Source organism: Gemmatimonadota bacterium (assembly GCA_016712265.1).
In the GTDB taxonomy this organism is placed as follows: domain Bacteria; phylum Gemmatimonadota; class Gemmatimonadetes; order Gemmatimonadales; family Gemmatimonadaceae; genus RBC101.
This window is the reverse complement of record JADJRJ010000031.1, coordinates 603653-619468: the sequence shown is the minus strand read 5'-3', so window position 1 is coordinate 619468 and position 15816 is coordinate 603653. Positions and strand designations below refer to the sequence as shown.

The 15816-nt window shown below is 68.3% G+C and carries 14 protein-coding genes; all 14 read left to right on the top strand.

Annotation, left to right across the window (positions count from 1 at the left end):
- The first annotated feature begins 66 nt into the window (after window positions 1-66).
- The 14 genes from IPK85_23610 (at window position 67) to IPK85_23545 (ending at window position 15728) form a co-directional block, all read left to right on the top strand.
- A complete protein-coding gene (locus IPK85_23610) occupies window positions 67-954 on the top strand; it encodes a 3-hydroxyacyl-CoA dehydrogenase family protein (protein ID MBK8250355.1) in 888 nt (295 codons plus the stop codon).
- Window positions 951-2366, top strand: coding sequence for a carboxypeptidase regulatory-like domain-containing protein (locus IPK85_23605; protein MBK8250354.1), 1416 nt, complete (start codon window positions 951-953; stop codon window positions 2364-2366). The genes IPK85_23610 and IPK85_23605 overlap by 4 nt, the downstream gene beginning before the upstream one ends.
- Window positions 2363-3901: a carboxypeptidase regulatory-like domain-containing protein gene (locus tag IPK85_23600; GenBank protein MBK8250353.1), complete on the top strand. Its 1539-nt coding sequence runs from the start codon at window positions 2363-2365 to the stop codon at window positions 3899-3901. The genes IPK85_23605 and IPK85_23600 overlap by 4 nt, the downstream gene beginning before the upstream one ends.
- The gene (locus IPK85_23595) at window positions 3898-4368 is read left to right on the top strand and encodes a hypothetical protein (GenBank protein MBK8250352.1); all 471 of its coding nucleotides are present in this window, start codon (window positions 3898-3900) and stop codon (window positions 4366-4368) included. The genes IPK85_23600 and IPK85_23595 overlap by 4 nt, the downstream gene beginning before the upstream one ends.
- Window positions 4365-4769, top strand: coding sequence for a hypothetical protein (locus IPK85_23590; protein ID MBK8250351.1), 405 nt, complete (start codon window positions 4365-4367; stop codon window positions 4767-4769). The genes IPK85_23595 and IPK85_23590 overlap by 4 nt, the downstream gene beginning before the upstream one ends.
- Before the next feature lie 77 nt (window positions 4770-4846).
- Window positions 4847-7222 carry a bifunctional salicylyl-CoA 5-hydroxylase/oxidoreductase gene (locus IPK85_23585; GenBank protein MBK8250350.1) on the top strand — a complete coding sequence of 792 codons (2376 nt, stop codon included), beginning with the start codon at window positions 4847-4849 and terminating at the stop codon, window positions 7220-7222.
- A gap of 35 nt (window positions 7223-7257) precedes the next feature.
- A complete protein-coding gene (locus IPK85_23580) occupies window positions 7258-8097 on the top strand; it encodes an enoyl-CoA hydratase family protein (GenBank protein ID MBK8250349.1) in 840 nt (279 codons plus the stop codon).
- A gap of 95 nt (window positions 8098-8192) precedes the next feature.
- Window positions 8193-9350 (top strand): acyl-CoA dehydrogenase family protein, encoded by a 1158-nt coding sequence (locus IPK85_23575; GenBank protein MBK8250348.1) that lies wholly within the window; start codon window positions 8193-8195, stop codon window positions 9348-9350.
- Window positions 9347-11020 carry an AMP-binding protein gene (locus tag IPK85_23570; GenBank protein MBK8250347.1) on the top strand — a complete coding sequence of 558 codons (1674 nt, stop codon included), beginning with the start codon at window positions 9347-9349 and terminating at the stop codon, window positions 11018-11020. The genes IPK85_23575 and IPK85_23570 overlap by 4 nt, the downstream gene beginning before the upstream one ends.
- 73 nt (window positions 11021-11093) lie before the next feature.
- A complete protein-coding gene (locus tag IPK85_23565) occupies window positions 11094-11435 on the top strand; it encodes a RidA family protein (protein MBK8250346.1) in 342 nt (113 codons plus the stop codon).
- 257 nt (window positions 11436-11692) lie between these two features.
- Window positions 11693-13123 (top strand): MATE family efflux transporter, encoded by a 1431-nt coding sequence (locus IPK85_23560; GenBank protein MBK8250345.1) that lies wholly within the window; start codon window positions 11693-11695, stop codon window positions 13121-13123.
- A 271-nt stretch (window positions 13124-13394) separates the two neighbouring features.
- Complete coding sequence (locus IPK85_23555) at window positions 13395-14132, top strand: phenylalanine 4-monooxygenase (protein MBK8250344.1); 738 nt, start codon at window positions 13395-13397, stop codon at window positions 14130-14132.
- Window positions 14133-14137: 5 nt separating this feature from the next.
- Window positions 14138-15340: a patatin-like phospholipase family protein gene (locus tag IPK85_23550; protein ID MBK8250343.1), complete on the top strand. Its 1203-nt coding sequence runs from the start codon at window positions 14138-14140 to the stop codon at window positions 15338-15340.
- 106 nt (window positions 15341-15446) lie between these two features.
- A complete protein-coding gene (locus IPK85_23545) occupies window positions 15447-15728 on the top strand; it encodes a hypothetical protein (GenBank protein MBK8250342.1) in 282 nt (93 codons plus the stop codon).
- The last annotated feature ends 88 nt before the right edge of the window (window positions 15729-15816 follow it).

The window sequence follows — 15816 nt, the reverse complement described above, 5'->3', positions numbered from 1 at the left end:
CCCGTTGGGCGGGGATTCAGCGCCGGCCCGCTCGCCGCGCCCGGGCCGGCGGCCCATCTTGAAGGCATGAGCGAAATTCAACGCGTTGCCGTAGTGGGGGGTGGACTGATGGGATCGGGAATCGCCCAGGTCTGCGCCCAGGCCGGGATGGAGACCTGCGTTATCGAAGTCGACGCTGCGCGGGCCGCGAAGGCGCAGGCCGCGATCGAACGATCGGTGCAGAAGGGGGTTGAGCGCGGCAAGCTGTCCGCTGCTGACGGTGCTGCGACACTGGCCCGGGTCCGGGCGAGCGCCGAGCTGGGCGACGTCGCGGGATGCGACCTGGTGATCGAGGCGATCGTAGAGCAGCTCGACGCGAAACAGGCGATGTGGCGTGCCGTGGATGCCCTGGCGACCCCGTCAGCGATCTTTGCCACCAACACGTCGGCGCTTCCGGTGGCTGACCAGGCCGCCGTGACGACGCGCGCAGACCGCTTTGTCGGCCTCCACTTCTTCTCGCCGGTCCCGGCGATGCCGCTCGTGGAGGTCGTGCGCGCCATCACCACCTCCGAGGCCACGGTGGACGCGGCGCTCTCCTTCGTCCGGCGGATCGGCAAGGTGTCGATCCTCGCGAAGGACACCCCGGGATTCATCGTGAACCTGCTGCTGGTGCCGTACCTCAACGACGCCGTGCGTGCCTACGCGCATGGGATCGCGAGCGTGGCCGACATCGACACGGGAATGACGTTAGGCACGGGTGTCCCGATGGGCCCCCTCGCGTTGTGCGATGCCGTGGGCCTGGACACCATGGCACACGTGGGCCGCGTGATGTTCGACGCCTTCCACGAGGCCCGGTATGCGACCCCGCCGCTCATCCACCGGATGGTCGCGAGTGGGTGGCTGGGCCGAAAGAGCGGACTGGGTTTCTACGACTACACGTCCTCGCCTCCCCGTCCCCGGGAGATCCGGGGATGAGCTGGCGCCTGCGCGTCGGTCGTTGGGGCACGGGGCTGGTCGGCCTCGTCCTCGCGAGCGCCGTCGCCGGGCGACCGGGCGACGCCCAGTCGGTGCGCGGGTTCGTCTACGACAGCGTGGGGCGGGTGCCCCTGGCTGGAGCGAATGTTCAGCTGGTGCCCGTGGACGGGACGATGCACGCCGTGGCCCGCCGCACGACCCATACCGACGACGCCGGCGCGTTTGCCGTCGATAGCCTGCCGGCGGGTCGTTACCTCGTTGGCTTCTTCCACCCGCGACTCGATTCGCTCGGCCTCGATCCCCCGGTGAAGCGGGTGGAACTCCGCGGCGGCCGGATCGCAACCGTTGAGCTGGCCGTCCCGTCGAGCGAGACCGTGGTCGCCACCTGGTGCGGCCCGAAAGCGGCCACCGACTCGCTCGGCGTCGTGCTTGGCTACACCCGCGACCCGACCAGCGCCAACACCTGGGCCGACGCGAGGGTGAGCGCCCAATGGCGGATGATCTCGATCAGCCCGGGCGGCGCCCGCGCGGAGGTCCAGGGGGCATCGACGCAGGCCTCGCCCCGAGGGTGGTTCGCGCTCTGCGGCGTTCCCCGGGGCGGGCTGGTGGTCCTGCGGGCGTCGACGGAAGAGGACTCCAGCGCGACCCTCGAGGTCGACGTTCCGGACGATGGCGTCCTCCGCCGGGACATTGCCTTCGCGCGCGGCACGGGAACGATGACGGAGGTCGTCCGTGGTGTGGTCCGCGATGCGAATGGCCAGCCGGTGAGCGGCGCGCGCCTTCGCTGGTGGGGGACCGAGCTCGAGGTGCGGGCGGACGAGCGCGGCGCCTACGCGCTCCCCGCCATGCCAGGCACGCAGCTCCTGGAGGCACGCATGGTCGGGTTTGTTCCGACCCGTCGCGTGGTCGACGTGGCGCCGGGCGCGATGAGCGTGGACGTCGAACTCCCCGAGTTTCCGATGGAGATCGATACGGTCCGGGTCCTGGCCCGTCGTCCGCGCTCGCAGGGTGCACTGGCTGACTTCGAGCGACGACGACAGCGTGGTCACGGCATCTTCCTCGATGCCGCGGCGATCGAGGTACGCCGCCCGCTGACCTTCACCGACCTGCTGCGGTCGATGCCAGGCGTGGAGGTACGGAACGCGGACCTCATGGCGCGCAGCGTCCGCATGCGCTCCACCAATGGACTCGACGCCTGCCTGCCGGTCCTCGTGATCGACGGCGCGCGGGTTCCCGTGCTCGACATGAACCTCGACGACGTGATCCCGACCGATCTGGTGCGTGCGGTCGAAGTGTACCCACGCCGCATGCAGGCCCCGCCGGAGTTCCAGGGGGAGGATTGCGGCAGCATCGTGATCTGGACGGGCGTCCGGGGCTGGCTGGCCAAGCCCCGCGAGGGAATCTCGCCGTGAGGCAGCTCGTCCTCCTGGCATCGTTGGTGTGGGCCGGCGCGGTCGGCGCGCAGGAGGGCCGCGCGCGCTTGCGCGGGGTCGTCATCGACTCGGTGGGTCGGCGGCCGCTCCCCGGTGCGGTGGTGCAGCTGGCCAGCGCGAGCAACCCCGCCCAGGGGTGGTCGGCCACGACGGACAGCCTCGGCGCGTGGCAGCTGGGAGAGCTCGCCCCGGGGCGATACGTGGTGGGATTTGTGCACGTCGCGCTGGACTCGTTAGGCCTGGAGGCCCCGAGCCTCGCCGTGGACCTGGGCGCCGGGCAGGATCGCGAGGTGACGCTGGCGATCCCGGCCGCCCGCACCCTGGTGGCGCGGCTCTGTCGGGCCGACGTGACCACGGATTCCACCGGCCTCTTTCTCGGGCGGGTCCGCCACGTGAACGGGGCGACCGCCGAGGGTGGGTTGCTCGCGACGTGGACCGAGTTGCGCTTCACCCGCCAGGGCTTGCAGCGGGCGACACCGAGCCAGCGTGCGCTGGTGGCCGCCGACGGGTGGTTTGCCATGTGTGGCCTGCCCATCCGGAGTCCCATCGCTGTCCGCGCCTGGCAAGGCAGCGACTCGACCGGCTATCTCGAGTTGGACATCCCGCCGACAGGGCTCCTGCGACGCGACCTGGTCGTCGGCCGGGTGACCGCCACGGTGACGACGGAGGTGAGCTCGGCCATCGTCGATCGCGGGCAGGGGCTCCCCCCCACGATGCGCCACGACACGGTGTCGATGGTCCGCACGGCGCGCGGGACGGGCGCCGTACGCGGGACCGTCTCCACAATCACGGGCGCCCCGCTGGCCGGTGCGCGCATTGAGCTGTGGGGCACGAACTTGGTCACCGCGGCCACCAGCGACGGTGCCTTCGCCCTCGATTCGGTCCCCGAGGGGAGCCAGACCCTCGTGGTGCGGGGGATCGGTTTCGTGCCATACCGCGCGGTGATCGATGTCCTCCCGCCCACGCCCACACGCCATGATGTCGCCCTCGCTCCATTCGTCGCTGCGATGGACACCGTGCGCATCGTCGGACAGCGCTCCGCCGAGGCCTGGCGCACCGGGTACGACCAGCGCCGCAAGCGGGGGCTGGGCGAGTTCATTGATGAAGACGAGCTCAATCGGCGCGACCCCAAGCAGGTGTCGGACCTGTTCGTCCAGATGCCTGGTGTCGACATCCTCTCGAGCGGGGCCTTTGGCCGAAAGGTCGTGATGCGGGGCCGCGCGGGAGGCTTCTTCTGCATCCCGGCGATCTTCGTGGACGGCGTCCGGTTCTTCAACGGGCAGGGTCGCGGCGGGCGGTCGCCCCTTGCCGCCGCCCCCACCGTCACCGGCAACAGCGAGGCCATCGACATGATGGAGTACACCGGCACTGCCGACCTGGAGTTCGTCGTGAACCCCAACGACATCAAGGCGGTCGAGGTGTATCCGCGCGATGCCCAGGTGCCCATTGAGTTTGATGATCCACGGGATGGCTGTGGCTCCATCGTGATCTGGACCGGACGACGCAAGCGATGATCCCTCGCGTCATGAGTGGCCTCGGCCGCGCCACACGGTGGCTGCTCGCGCTCACCGCCTGGAGCTGTGAGCCCGCAGCACGTCCCGCGCCGGAGCCGTCCCCCCCGGTCCCGGTGGTCGCGACACCAATCGTCGCCGCGCCGCGTCCGACCAAGCCCACGACCTTTGGACCCACGGTGGGTTTTCGGTCGCGGCAGCAACTCCAGGATCACGTGGAGAAGCACGGCGCGGAATTCGGCGCTGTCTCGTCGGCGGTCTACCTCCAACTCGCGCAGGCCCTGCGCGACACCATGACTGGCGGCCCGATCCTCGAGGCGCGGCGCGGCGACGGCGTCATCACGCGGTTCGATCGGACCTCAGGCGCGTTCCTCGCCTTCAACCGCGACGGCACCATTCGTACCTTCTTCCGACCCAACGATGGAGAGCAGTACTTTCGCCGACAGGCCCGGCGACGGCCCGACCCATGAGTGACGCCGTCCAACGCCTGCTCGAGGCCCGGGGATGCCCGGCACCGATCGTCGCCGCAGGGCTTCCGGGGCTCGTGTCCATGTGGTCCGAGATCGTCGCGACCATCGAATCAGGGTATCCCCTGACGCTGGACGATTACCTGAACGACATGGACCTCCGCGACCTGCTGGCTGCGGCAATCGCCGTCGCCGGCCCCGAAGGACCAAGGGAGGTAGAGGAGCGCCTGACGAGTGCCGATGCGCGGTTCCGCGCGCAGACCATGCCGTCCCCATGCCTGTGGGGCGACGACATCGCGGACGAAGAGGGACTCGACGCCGAGCGCGAGTGGTGGTACTACCGGCGCCCGACGCGCCCGGGGGAGGCGCTGTCGGAGGATCTCCAGACGTGGGGACTCACCTGACGCGCATCGTCCCGCGCGGGGGTGACAGCGCGGGACGCGAACGGTACGATTCCAGCCTCTCGTACCCAGGGGTCCTCGTGAGGGTTGCTGTTCTCGGCGGTGGTCCAGCCGGCCTGTACTTCTCCCTGCTCCTCAAGCAGGCGCGCCCGGACATCGAGATCGAGGGCTTCGAACGCAACGCCCCCGACGACACCTTCGGCTGGGGGGTCGTCTTTTCCGACCAGACCCTCGAGAACTTCCGGCAGGCAGACGCGGCGACGTACCAGGCCATCACCGACGCCTTCGCGCACTGGGATGACATCGACATCCATATCCGTGGGCGGACGATCACCTCCAGCGGTCATGGGTTCAGCGGGATCGCCCGACGCGACTTGCTCGGGATCCTGCAGGGTCGCGCGGCCGCACTCGGCGTCACCTGGCACTACCAGTCCGACATGGCCGACGAGGACGCGCTCCGGGCGCGGCCGAATCCTCCAGATCTGATCGTCGCCGCCGACGGCGTGAACTCGGTTGTGCGCCGCCGTCATGCGGCCGCTTTCGGCGCCACGGTGGACCAGCGCACCAATCGGTACATCTGGCTGGGCACCACCCTGCCCTTCGACGCCTTCACCTTCATCATCCTCGAAAACGCTTTCGGGACCTTCCAGGTCCACGCGTACCGGTTCACCGAAGGGCTCTCGACCTTCATCGTTGAATGCGATGAGGCCTCGTGGTTCGCCGCCGGCTTCGACCAGATGGATGCGGCCCAGACGATGGCGACCTGCGAGGCCTGGTTCGCACCGTGGCTCCAGGGGCACCGGCTGCAGCACAACAGCACCGTACATCGCGTGCGCGACCCGTGGGGCACCTTCCTCCGCGTGAACTGCGAGCAGTGGCGCCACGGCAACGTGGTGTTGCTCGGCGACGCGGCGCATACGGCGCATTTCTCGATTGGCTCGGGGACCAAGCTCGCGATGGAGGATGCGATCGCCCTGGCGCGCGAAGTCGCCCGCGTTCCCGCCGCTGTGCACGGGACGTCGGCGGAACTGACGCAGGCGATCGACCGCTACCAGGAGGAACGGCGTGTGGAGGTGCTGCGCATCCAGAACGCGGCCCGCAACTCCATGGAGTGGTTCGAGCACGTCAAGCGCTACGTGAGCCTCGAGCCCGAACAGTTCGCGTACTCGCTGCTCACCCGCTCGCAACGCGTGAGCCACGAGAACCTGCGACTGCGTGACGGGGCCTATCTGGCCGGTGTGGAGCGCTGGTTCGCGTCGCGCGCCGAGCGCGAGGCGCCACGCCCGCGACCGGATGCGCCCGCGCGTCCCCGCAAGACATCCGGCGAACACCGCGCGGTCGAGCAGGCGCCGGCCCCGATGTTCACCCCGTTCCGCCTGCGGCAGCTCACGCTCGAGAACCGGATCGTGGTCTCGCCGATGGACATGTACTCGGCGACCGACGGCCTCCCCAACGACTTCCACCTCGTGCACTATGGCGCCCGCGCGTTAGGCGGCGCCGGGCTGGTCATGACCGAAATGACCTGCGTCTCACCCGAAGGGCGGATCACCCCGGGCTGCACGGGGATGTACACCCCGGAACAGGTGGACGCCTGGCGCCGGATCACGACCTTCACCCACCAGTGGTCCCGGGCGAAGATCTGCCTCCAGCTGGGCCACGCCGGACGCAAGGGAAGCACCCGGCTCGGCCTGGAGGGCACCGACGTTCCGCTGGAAGAAGGGAACTGGCCCCTGCTGGCCCCCTCCGCGCAGCCGCATCGCCCGTACATGCAGGTCCCGCGGGCGATGACGCGCGCCGACATGGACCAGGTGGTGCACGAGTTCGCGCGCTCCGCCCGCCTCGCCATCGAGGCCGATTTTGACATGCTGGAGTTGCACTGTGCGCACGGCTATCTGCTGTCCAGCTTCATCACCCCGCTCGGGAACCACCGGACCGACGAGTACGGCGGCTCGCTGGCGAATCGGCTGCGCTTCCCCCTCGAGGTCTTCCACGCCGTTCGCGAGGTGTGGCCCCAGGAACGTCCGCTGTCCGTACGCATCTCGGCGACGGACTGGGCCGCCGGCGGAGTCGATGCGGCCGAGGCCGTCGAGATCGCCCGGGCATTCAGTGACGCCGGCGCCGACATCATGCACATCTCGACCGGGCAGACAACGCCGGACGCGAAGCCGGTGTATGGCCGCATGTACCAGACCCCGTTTTCGGATCGGATCCGCAACGAGCTGGGCGTGAAGACCATCGCCGTTGGTGCCATTACGGACCCGGACCAGGTGAATTCGATCCTCGCCGCTGGGCGCGCCGACCTGTGCGCCCTCGCCCGACCACACCTCGCCAACCCAGCCTGGACGCTGCAGGCCGCGGCGCAACAGGGCTACCGCGAGCAGCACTGGCCATGGCAGTACCTGTCCGGCAAGGACCAGATGGAGCGCTTGTTCGAGCGCGCGAAGGGCGGCGGCTAGCGACCGGGGCTACGCACGGGGCATCTTTCGCGCCGATGCCCACCTCTCCTGTGCTCTCGGGCGCGGCGTTCGCGCCGCGTCACTTCGTCTGGTCCGTCAGTGATGCGGTGGCGACGGTCACGCTCAATCGGCCGGAGCGAAAGAACCCGCTGACGTTCGAGTCGTACGCCGAGCTGACGGACACTTTCCGGGCCCTCTCGCACGCGCGTGACGTCAAAGTGGTGGTGCTCACCGGCGCGGGCGAGAACTTCTGCAGTGGGGGCGACGTCCACGAGATCATCGGACCGCTGGTGGAGGCGAAGCGGGCGGGGCGCACGGACGAGATCCTGCGCTTCACCGAGATGACGGGCGGACTGGTGAAGGCGATGCGCGCCTGTCCGCAGCCGATCATTGCCGCCGTGGATGGTATCTGCGCAGGTGCTGGCGCGATCCTGGCGATGGCCAGCGACCTGCGGCTCGGGACCAGCCGCAGCAAGGTGGCCTTCCTGTTCACACGGGTTGGGCTGAGCGGGGCCGACATGGGGGCGTGCGCCCTGTTGCCACGCCTGATCGGCCAAGGGCGCGCGTCGGAATTGCTCTACACAGGGCGGTTCATGACAGCGGACGAGGCCGAGCGCTGGGGATTCTACAATCGCCTCGTTGCCCCTGACGCGCTGGCGGCCGAAGCACTGGCGCTCGCCCGTGAGCTGGCAAGCGGCCCAACCTTCGCCCATGGGGTGACCAAGGCCTGCCTGCACGAGGAGTGGGCGATGTCGGTCGACGATGCGATCTCGCACGAGGCGAAGGCGCAGGCGGTGTGCATGTTGACCAACGACTTTGAGCGCGCCTACGAAGCGTTTGTGGCGCGCGCCCGTCCGTCGTTCCGGGGAGACTGAGTGGTGTCCGCCCGGGTGGATCTCGCCAACGGCCTCCGTACGCCGGGCCCGAATGCCGGTGCCCTGCGGGTGCAACCTCTCCACCAAGCCATCTAGTGGCGGACACGACGTTCCTCAGCTGGCCTTTCTTCGAGTCGCGGCACCGGGCCTTCGCGAGCACCTTGGACACCTGGGCCGACGCGAGGCTCGGCGCCCTGGCACATCATGACGTGGACGCGACCTGTCGGGAGCTCGTGCGCGGCATGGGCCATGACGGGTGGCTGCAACCTGCGGTCGCGTTCGACGGCACCCTCGACGTGCGCACCCTGTGCCTGGCGCGCGAGATCCTGGCCCGTCACGACCCCCTCGCCGACTTCGCCTTCGCGATGCAGGGGCTCGGATCGGGCCCGATCTCGCTGTTCGGGTCACCCGGACTGAAGGACCGATACCTCCGACGCGTCGCGAGCGGCGACGCGATTGCGGCCTTTGCCCTGTCCGAGCCCAACGCTGGCTCCGACGTGATGGCGATGACTACCACGGCGCAGCGGCTGCCGGATGGCTCGTGGCAGCTCGACGGCGAGAAGACCTGGATCTCCAACGGGGGGATCGCGGACTTCTACGTGGTGTTCGCGCGGTGGCCGGAGGGCGGCGAGCGGAGCTTTGTCGCGCTGGTGGTGGACGCGCAAGCGGCCGGGTTGGAGGTTGCCTCGCGCATCGACACAATCGCGCCACACCCGCTGGCCCACCTGCGATTCGCCAACTGCCGTGTGCCGGCCGATGCGGTGGTGGGCGCACCGGGGAAGGGGATGCGCGTGGCGTTAGGCACCCTCGACATCTTTCGCTCCACCGTGGGGGCCGCCGCGCTCGGCATGGCCCGCCGTGCCCTTGACGAGTCTCTCGGGTTCGTCCGCGAGCGTCGGCTCTTCGGCCAGCCACTCAGCGACTTCCAGCTCACCCAGGCGCGCCTCGCGCAGATGGCCACCGATATCGACACCAGCGCCCTCCTCGTGTACCGGGCCGCGTGGACGAAGGACACCACGGGCGCCCGGGTGACCCGTGAAGCCGCGATGGCCAAGTGGCAGGCCACCGAGGCCGCCCAGCGCACCATCGACGCCGCGGTGCAGTTGCATGGCGCGCGCGGGGTGCAAAGCGGGCATCCGGTGGAACGCCTGTACCGCGAGATCCGCGCCCTGCGCATTTATGAAGGCACAAGTGAAGTGCAGCAGCTGGTTATTGCCGGACAGCTCCTGCCCAGCCCGCATTCGCCCGCATGACCACTCCTGACGGACTGCCCGGGGGCGTGCCGACGGCCCACGTCGACCCCTTCGCCCGCGACCACCTGCCGCCCCGCGACCTCTGGCCGGCGATGAGCTACACCGGCGTGGGGGAGCCCGCCTATCCCGACCACCTCAATGCGGCCGTGGAGCTGCTCGACGGCGCCGTCGCGCGCGGCTGGGGCGAGCGGATCGCGTTCCGCAGCCCCACCGAGGTGCTGACCTTCGCCGCGCTGCTGGACCGGGCCAACCGCATCGCCCGCGTCCTCGTGGAGGATTACGGGCTGGTCCCGGGGCACCGCGTCCTGCTGCGCGGGGGCAACTCCCCGATGATGGTTGCGCTGTGGCACGCCGTGCTCAAGGCGGGCGGGATCGTCGTCTGCACGATGCCACTGCTGCGCGCGCGCGAGCTCACGTTCACCGCAGACAAGGCGCGCATCCGCCTGGCGATCACCGACGTGAAGCTGGTGGACGATTGTGCGGCGGCGATGCAGGTGCGTGCGGACGGTACCCCACGTGAGGGGGCACGCGTGGTGACCTGGGGCGGACCAGCACCGGATGGCTCCCCTGCCCTCGAACAGCAGATGGCCGCCAAGGCGCCCACCTTCGAGAACGTGCGCACCGCGGCGGACGATGTCGCCCTCATCGCCTTCACCTCGGGGACCACGGGCGAGGGGAAGGGCACGATGCATTTCCATCGCGACGTGCTCGCCATCTGTGACACCTTCGCCCGACACGTCCTGTGTGCGTCACCCGACGACGTGTTCATCGGCTCCCCGCCGTTTGCCTTCACCTTTGGGCTGGGTGGCCTCGTGCTCTTCCCGATGCGCATCGGGGCCAGCGCCATCCTGCTCGAACAGGCCACACCGCCGTTCCTCATCGCGGCGATCCAGCACCATCGGGCCACGGTGGTCTTCACGGCCCCGACCGCCTATCGCGCGATGTTGCCGCTCCTCGCCGAGCACGATGTGTCGTCGCTGAGGAAGTGCGTCTCGGCCGGCGAGGCGCTTCCCCGCGCCACGTTCGATGCGTGGAAGGCGGCGACGGGCATCACCATCATCGACGGCATCGGGGCTACGGAACTCCTGCACATCTTCATCAGTGCACGCGAGGGCGATGTGCGACCCGGCGCGACCGGCAAGGTCGTACCCGGGTTTCAGGCTCGCGTCGTGGATGACCAGATGCGTGACGTCCCCGTCGGCGAGGTGGGCCGACTCGCGGTGCGCGGCCCCACCGGGTGCCGCTACCTCGCCAACCTCGAGCGCCAGCAGGCGTATGTGCAGGACGGCTGGAACCTGACAGGCGATTCCTACAAGCTCGATGCCGACGGCTACTTCTGGTACCAGGCGCGCACCGATGACATGATCATCTCGGCCGGTTACAACATCTCCGGCCCGGAAGTGGAAGGGGTGTTGCTCGAGCATCCTGCGGTGCAGGAGTGCGGGGTGGTCGGCGCACCGGACCCCGAGCGGGGCCAGGTGGTGAAGGCGTATGTCGTGCTGCGCCCAGGCCGCGTCGCGGACCCCGCCACCACCAAGGTCCTTCAGGATTGGGTGAAGCAACAACTCGCGCCCTACAAGTACCCGCGGGCCGTGGAGTTCGTCGACGCCCTGCCCCGCACCAACACCGGAAAGCTCCAGCGATATCGCCTGCGTGACCCCTCCGCCTGACCACGCGCCGTCCGTGAACCCACATCCCGTCGTTGTCCCGCACTGGCCACGCCCCCATGGATATAGCGATGGGATGGCCGGCACCGGCCGCGTCATCGTGACGGCCGGCGTCATCGGCTGGAATCCCGAAACCCTGGTGATCGAGACCGACAACTTTGCGTCGCAGGTCGCCCAGGCCTTCCGCAACATCCGCGATATCCTCTCGGCCGAAGGGGCCGGCCCGGAGCACCTGGTGCGGCTCACCTGGTACGTGACGAATCGCGATGAGTACGTGGCCGCGCGCCCGGCGATCGGTCTCGCCTACCGTGAAGTGTTTGGACGGAACTATCCGGCGATGGCGGTGGTGATCGTCAGCGGGCTGGTGGAGCCCCAAGCGAAGGTCGAGATCGAAGCGACGGCGATCGTCACGACCTGACGAGGCCGCGCGCACCCACTCCGTCTGGTTTGGACGCGCGTGGAAACCGCGCGGGACTTTCCCAGTGACCGATGCCCGACGGAGGGGGTCTGTGCCGGAGAGAACGCCGATGCGGAACGATTCCTACCTCCGAGCCCCCTTCGACCGACCGCGGCTGATGAGCTGCGCGTTGACGGTCGTCTTCGACGCCTCCTAAGGCTCGCTCGGTTCGTTCCCGGTCCCACCAGAGGGATCGCCCCCTACAATCCAGGATTCCCATGTCATCCGTTCCGCCGGACGCGGCGCACACGTCGTCGCATCCCCCCTCCATGTGGCAATCGGTCCGCGAGGCCATTCATGGTGCTCACGGCCACGACTACACCGAGGGTGCCATCGGGCGCTCGGTCATCCTGCTCGCCATCCCGATGGTCCTCGAGATGGCGATGGAAAGCGTCTTCGCCGTGGTCGACGTCTTCTTCGTCTCCCGGCTTGGCGCTGAGGCGGTTGCCACCGTGGTCCTCACCGAGTCGCTGCTCACCATGGTCTACACCCTTGCCATGGGGCTCGGCATCGGTGCCACGGCGATGGTCGCGCGTCGCATTGGCGAACGTGACCAGGACGGGGCAGCGCGTGCCGCCATGCAGGCCATCTGGCTTGGCGTCCTCACCGCTGCCGCGTTAGGCATCGCCGGTGCCGTGTTCGCCCCGGACCTGCTCCGACTCATGGGCGCCGAGGAGTCGGTCGTGCGCACCGGGACGATGTTCACACGCGTGATGCTCGGCGGAAACATCTCCGTCCTGATGCTCTTCCTGGTCAACGCGATCTTCCGCGGTGCGGGAGACGCGGCCATCGCCATGCGCTCCCTCTGGTTGGCCAATGCGATCAACATGACCCTCGGCCCCTGCCTCATCTTCGGCGTGGGCCCGTTTCCCGAGCTCGGTGTCACGGGAGCCGCCGTCGGCACCACCATCGGTCGCTCCATCGGCGCGTTGTACGCGCTCAGCCGGCTCCTCCGCCCCGGCTCGCGGCTGCATCTCGCCAGCCGGCACCTCCGGTTTGATCCCGCCGTCATGTGGAAGCTCGTCAGCCTGTCAGGATCGGGGACGTTCCAGATCTTCATCGGGACGGCGAGCTGGGTCCTCCTGATCCGCATCGTGTCGAGCTTCGGTTCTGACGTGATTGCCGGATACGGGATCGCCATCCGCCTGGTGATCTTCGCGCTGCTCCCGTCGTGGGGGATGGCCAATGCGGCCGCGACCATGGTCGGGCAGGCCCTGGGCGCGCACAAGCCGGACCGCGCGGAGGCGGCGGTCTGGATTGCCGGGAAGTACAATGCCGTGTTCCTGGGCGGACTGGGGCTGCTGTTCATCATTGGTGCGCCGTGGATCGTCGCCGGGTTTACAGGTGAAGCCGCCGTCGCAGCAAGTGCGATCGATGCCCTGCGCGTGATATCCGCCGGGTTCCTGTTCTACGCGTATGGCATGGTGATCACCCAGTCCTTTAATGGCGCCGGCGATACCTGGACCCCCACGTGGATCAACCTCGGATGCTTCTGGTGCTGGGAAGTGCCACTCGGGTGGTTCCTCGCGCTCCGCACCGGACTTGGGGCCCACGGGGTCTACCTCGCCATCGCCATTGCCTATGCCACGCTCGCGGTAGTCTCGGTGGTGTTGTTCCGCCGGGGGACATGGAAGACGAGGACGGTGTAGTGCGCTCCGCCGCGCCTGGATCCCGCCGCCCCAAGCAAATCCCACGCGCCGTGGTTGCTCGCACATGGGGGCGCTCTGCCGCGGTTGACGAACCACGACACGCAGGCTATTAGTCGACCATGCTGATGTTTGCCGCCACCGCTTACTGCGTCGCCTCGTATTACGCGCCCTCACGGGACGCGGGAGGTGGCGTGCGTTAAGTAGCTGGCGAACGCGTTCACCCGACGGCCCGTGGATTTTCCACGGGCCGTTTTTCTTTTACTCCCCAGCCATGACCGCCTCTCACGCGCAGCATTCCAGCCGCTACACCGCCGAAGACCACGCCACGTGGGCGACCCTCGTACAACAACGCTTCGAGACGCTGCATGAGACCGCCGCCGCCGAGGTGCTGACCGGGATCGATGTCATCGCCCTCTCCCACGATCGCGTCCCGGTCCTCTCGGAACTGAACGCCCGGCTGGCCCCACGCACCGGATGGCAGGTGGTGCCCGTGTCCGGATACCTCAACCCCAGGGAGTTCTTTTCCTTTCTTGCCGATCGCAGGTTTCCCTCGACGACCCACGTGCGGCCCCGGGACCAGCTCGCCTACATCCCGTCACCGGACATCTTTCACGATGTCTTCGGCCACGTGCCGCTGCATGCCAACCCCACGTTCGCTGACATGCTGCAGCAGTTTGGGCTACTCGGCACCCGCGCTGCCTCCGACGCGGCCATGCTCGCGGTCCAGCGACTGTTCTGGTTCACGGTGGAGTTTGGGCTCGTCGGAACGGCGGACCTCCCCCGGATCTATGGATCCGGCCTGGTGTCCTCGATCGCCGAAGAACGGCACGCCCTGGGAGGCGGCTGCGCGCTCCAGCCGTTTGTCGTCGAGCAGGTGCTGCAACAGTCCTTCGTGGTCGATGCGGTGCAACCGACTCTGTTCGTCCTTCCGGACTTTCGCACGCTGCGGGACGCCGTCGATCACCTCGGCACCCAACTGCCGAGCCCGGAGTCACCAATGATATCTTGATCCGCATGAGCCATCGCCCCACGCCTGTCACGAACGACCTCGCCATGGTGCTCGGCGGAGGCGGAGCGCGCGGAGCCTACCAGGTGGGAGTGCTGCGTGGCATTGCGAAGCAGTACCCGCATCTCCGCGTCCCCGTCCTGGTTGGCGTCTCCGCCGGCGCCCTGAACACGGTGCACCTGGCGTCGCACCCAGGCACCTTTCTGGAGGCAATGGAGGACCTGGTGCACCGGTGGTTGTCCCTCACGCCGGAGCGCGTCTTTCGCGTGGATACGGCCACCCTGGCATCCACCGTGATTCGGAGCGGACTGCGGCTCATTGGCGGCGGTCGCGGACACCCGGAGCGCTTAAAGGGGATGGTGGACACCACGCCCCTCCGATCGTTTCTCGAGGAGATCCTGACACGCTCCCCGGATGGATCGATCCCCGGGATCGATGCCAACCTCGCCAGTGGACGGCTCGCCGCGGTGGCCCTCAGCGCCACCAGCTACACCACTTCGCAGTCCGTGACCTGGGTCCAGGGACGCGACATCCAACTATGGGAACGTCCCCAGCGGCGAAGTGAACGTGCGCAGCTCACCATCGACCATGTGATGGCGTCGGCCGCTCTGCCCCTGCTCTTTCCGGCGACCCAGGTGGGCCGCGAGTGGTATGGTGACGGTGGCATCCGACTCGCGGCCCCGATTTCACCCGCGCTGCACCTCGGCGCCTCGCGCATCATCACCATCGCGACGCGCTACGATCGGTCGCGCTCAGAAGCCGACCGGCCGCAACTGGTGGGTTACCCACCGCCTGCTCAGGTGCTGGGCGTCCTGTACAACGCGATCTTCCTGGACTTGATCGACCAGGACGTCGCACGACTCCAGCGGCTAAACGAAGTCATCGCGCGCGTCCCTCCCGCCGACCGCAATGGATTGCGCATCGTTGACATGCTGGTCCTGCGTCCATCGACGGATCTGGGCCGACTGTCGCGGGAATATGAGCCGCGGCTGCCATCGGTCTTCCGATTCCTGACCCGGGGACTCGGCACGCGAAAGACGCAGAGCCCGGACATCTTGTCGCTGGTCATGTTCCAGAAGGACTATCTGGAGCGATTGGTCGCGCTGGGCGAGGAGGACGCCGAGCGAGCTCGGGACCGGATCGCTGAGTTCATAGAAGGCGGAGCGCCGGCAACCCGTGAACAGGAGGCGATCGCCAACCGGGCAGTGTGACCGAACGCTAAAGTCCGCGCGCCGGGCGCCGAGACTGATGGTCGAGGCTACATCCGCTTCAGCGGTTTGTGATACAGATCGCAATCGAGGCCACCCGGAGAACGCCATGACGATCAACCCACTGAACTCGCACCTCGCCGGCATCCAGCGGCAGGGCGCGGCCATGGACAAAGCCGCCGAGAAGATCGCGCGCGCGTCACTGCGACCCGAGCAGGGCGCGACGTCCAAAGCCGGACCTGCGGAGGCCGAGGAGAGTCGGATGGACCAGGGCCTCGTTGAGGCGATGGTGGCCAAGCGGATGTTCACCGCCGCGGTGAGAATGGCCCAGTCTGCGAACGAGGGAATCAGCGAAGCGTTGAGAATCGGCGGGTACGGCGTCGCTGCCTAGCGATTAGGCCCTTCCTGCCGCGTCACTCTCCGGGGTCGATCCATACAGTGGATCGACCCCTTGTCGCATGGATTGTTTTGCCTTGGCA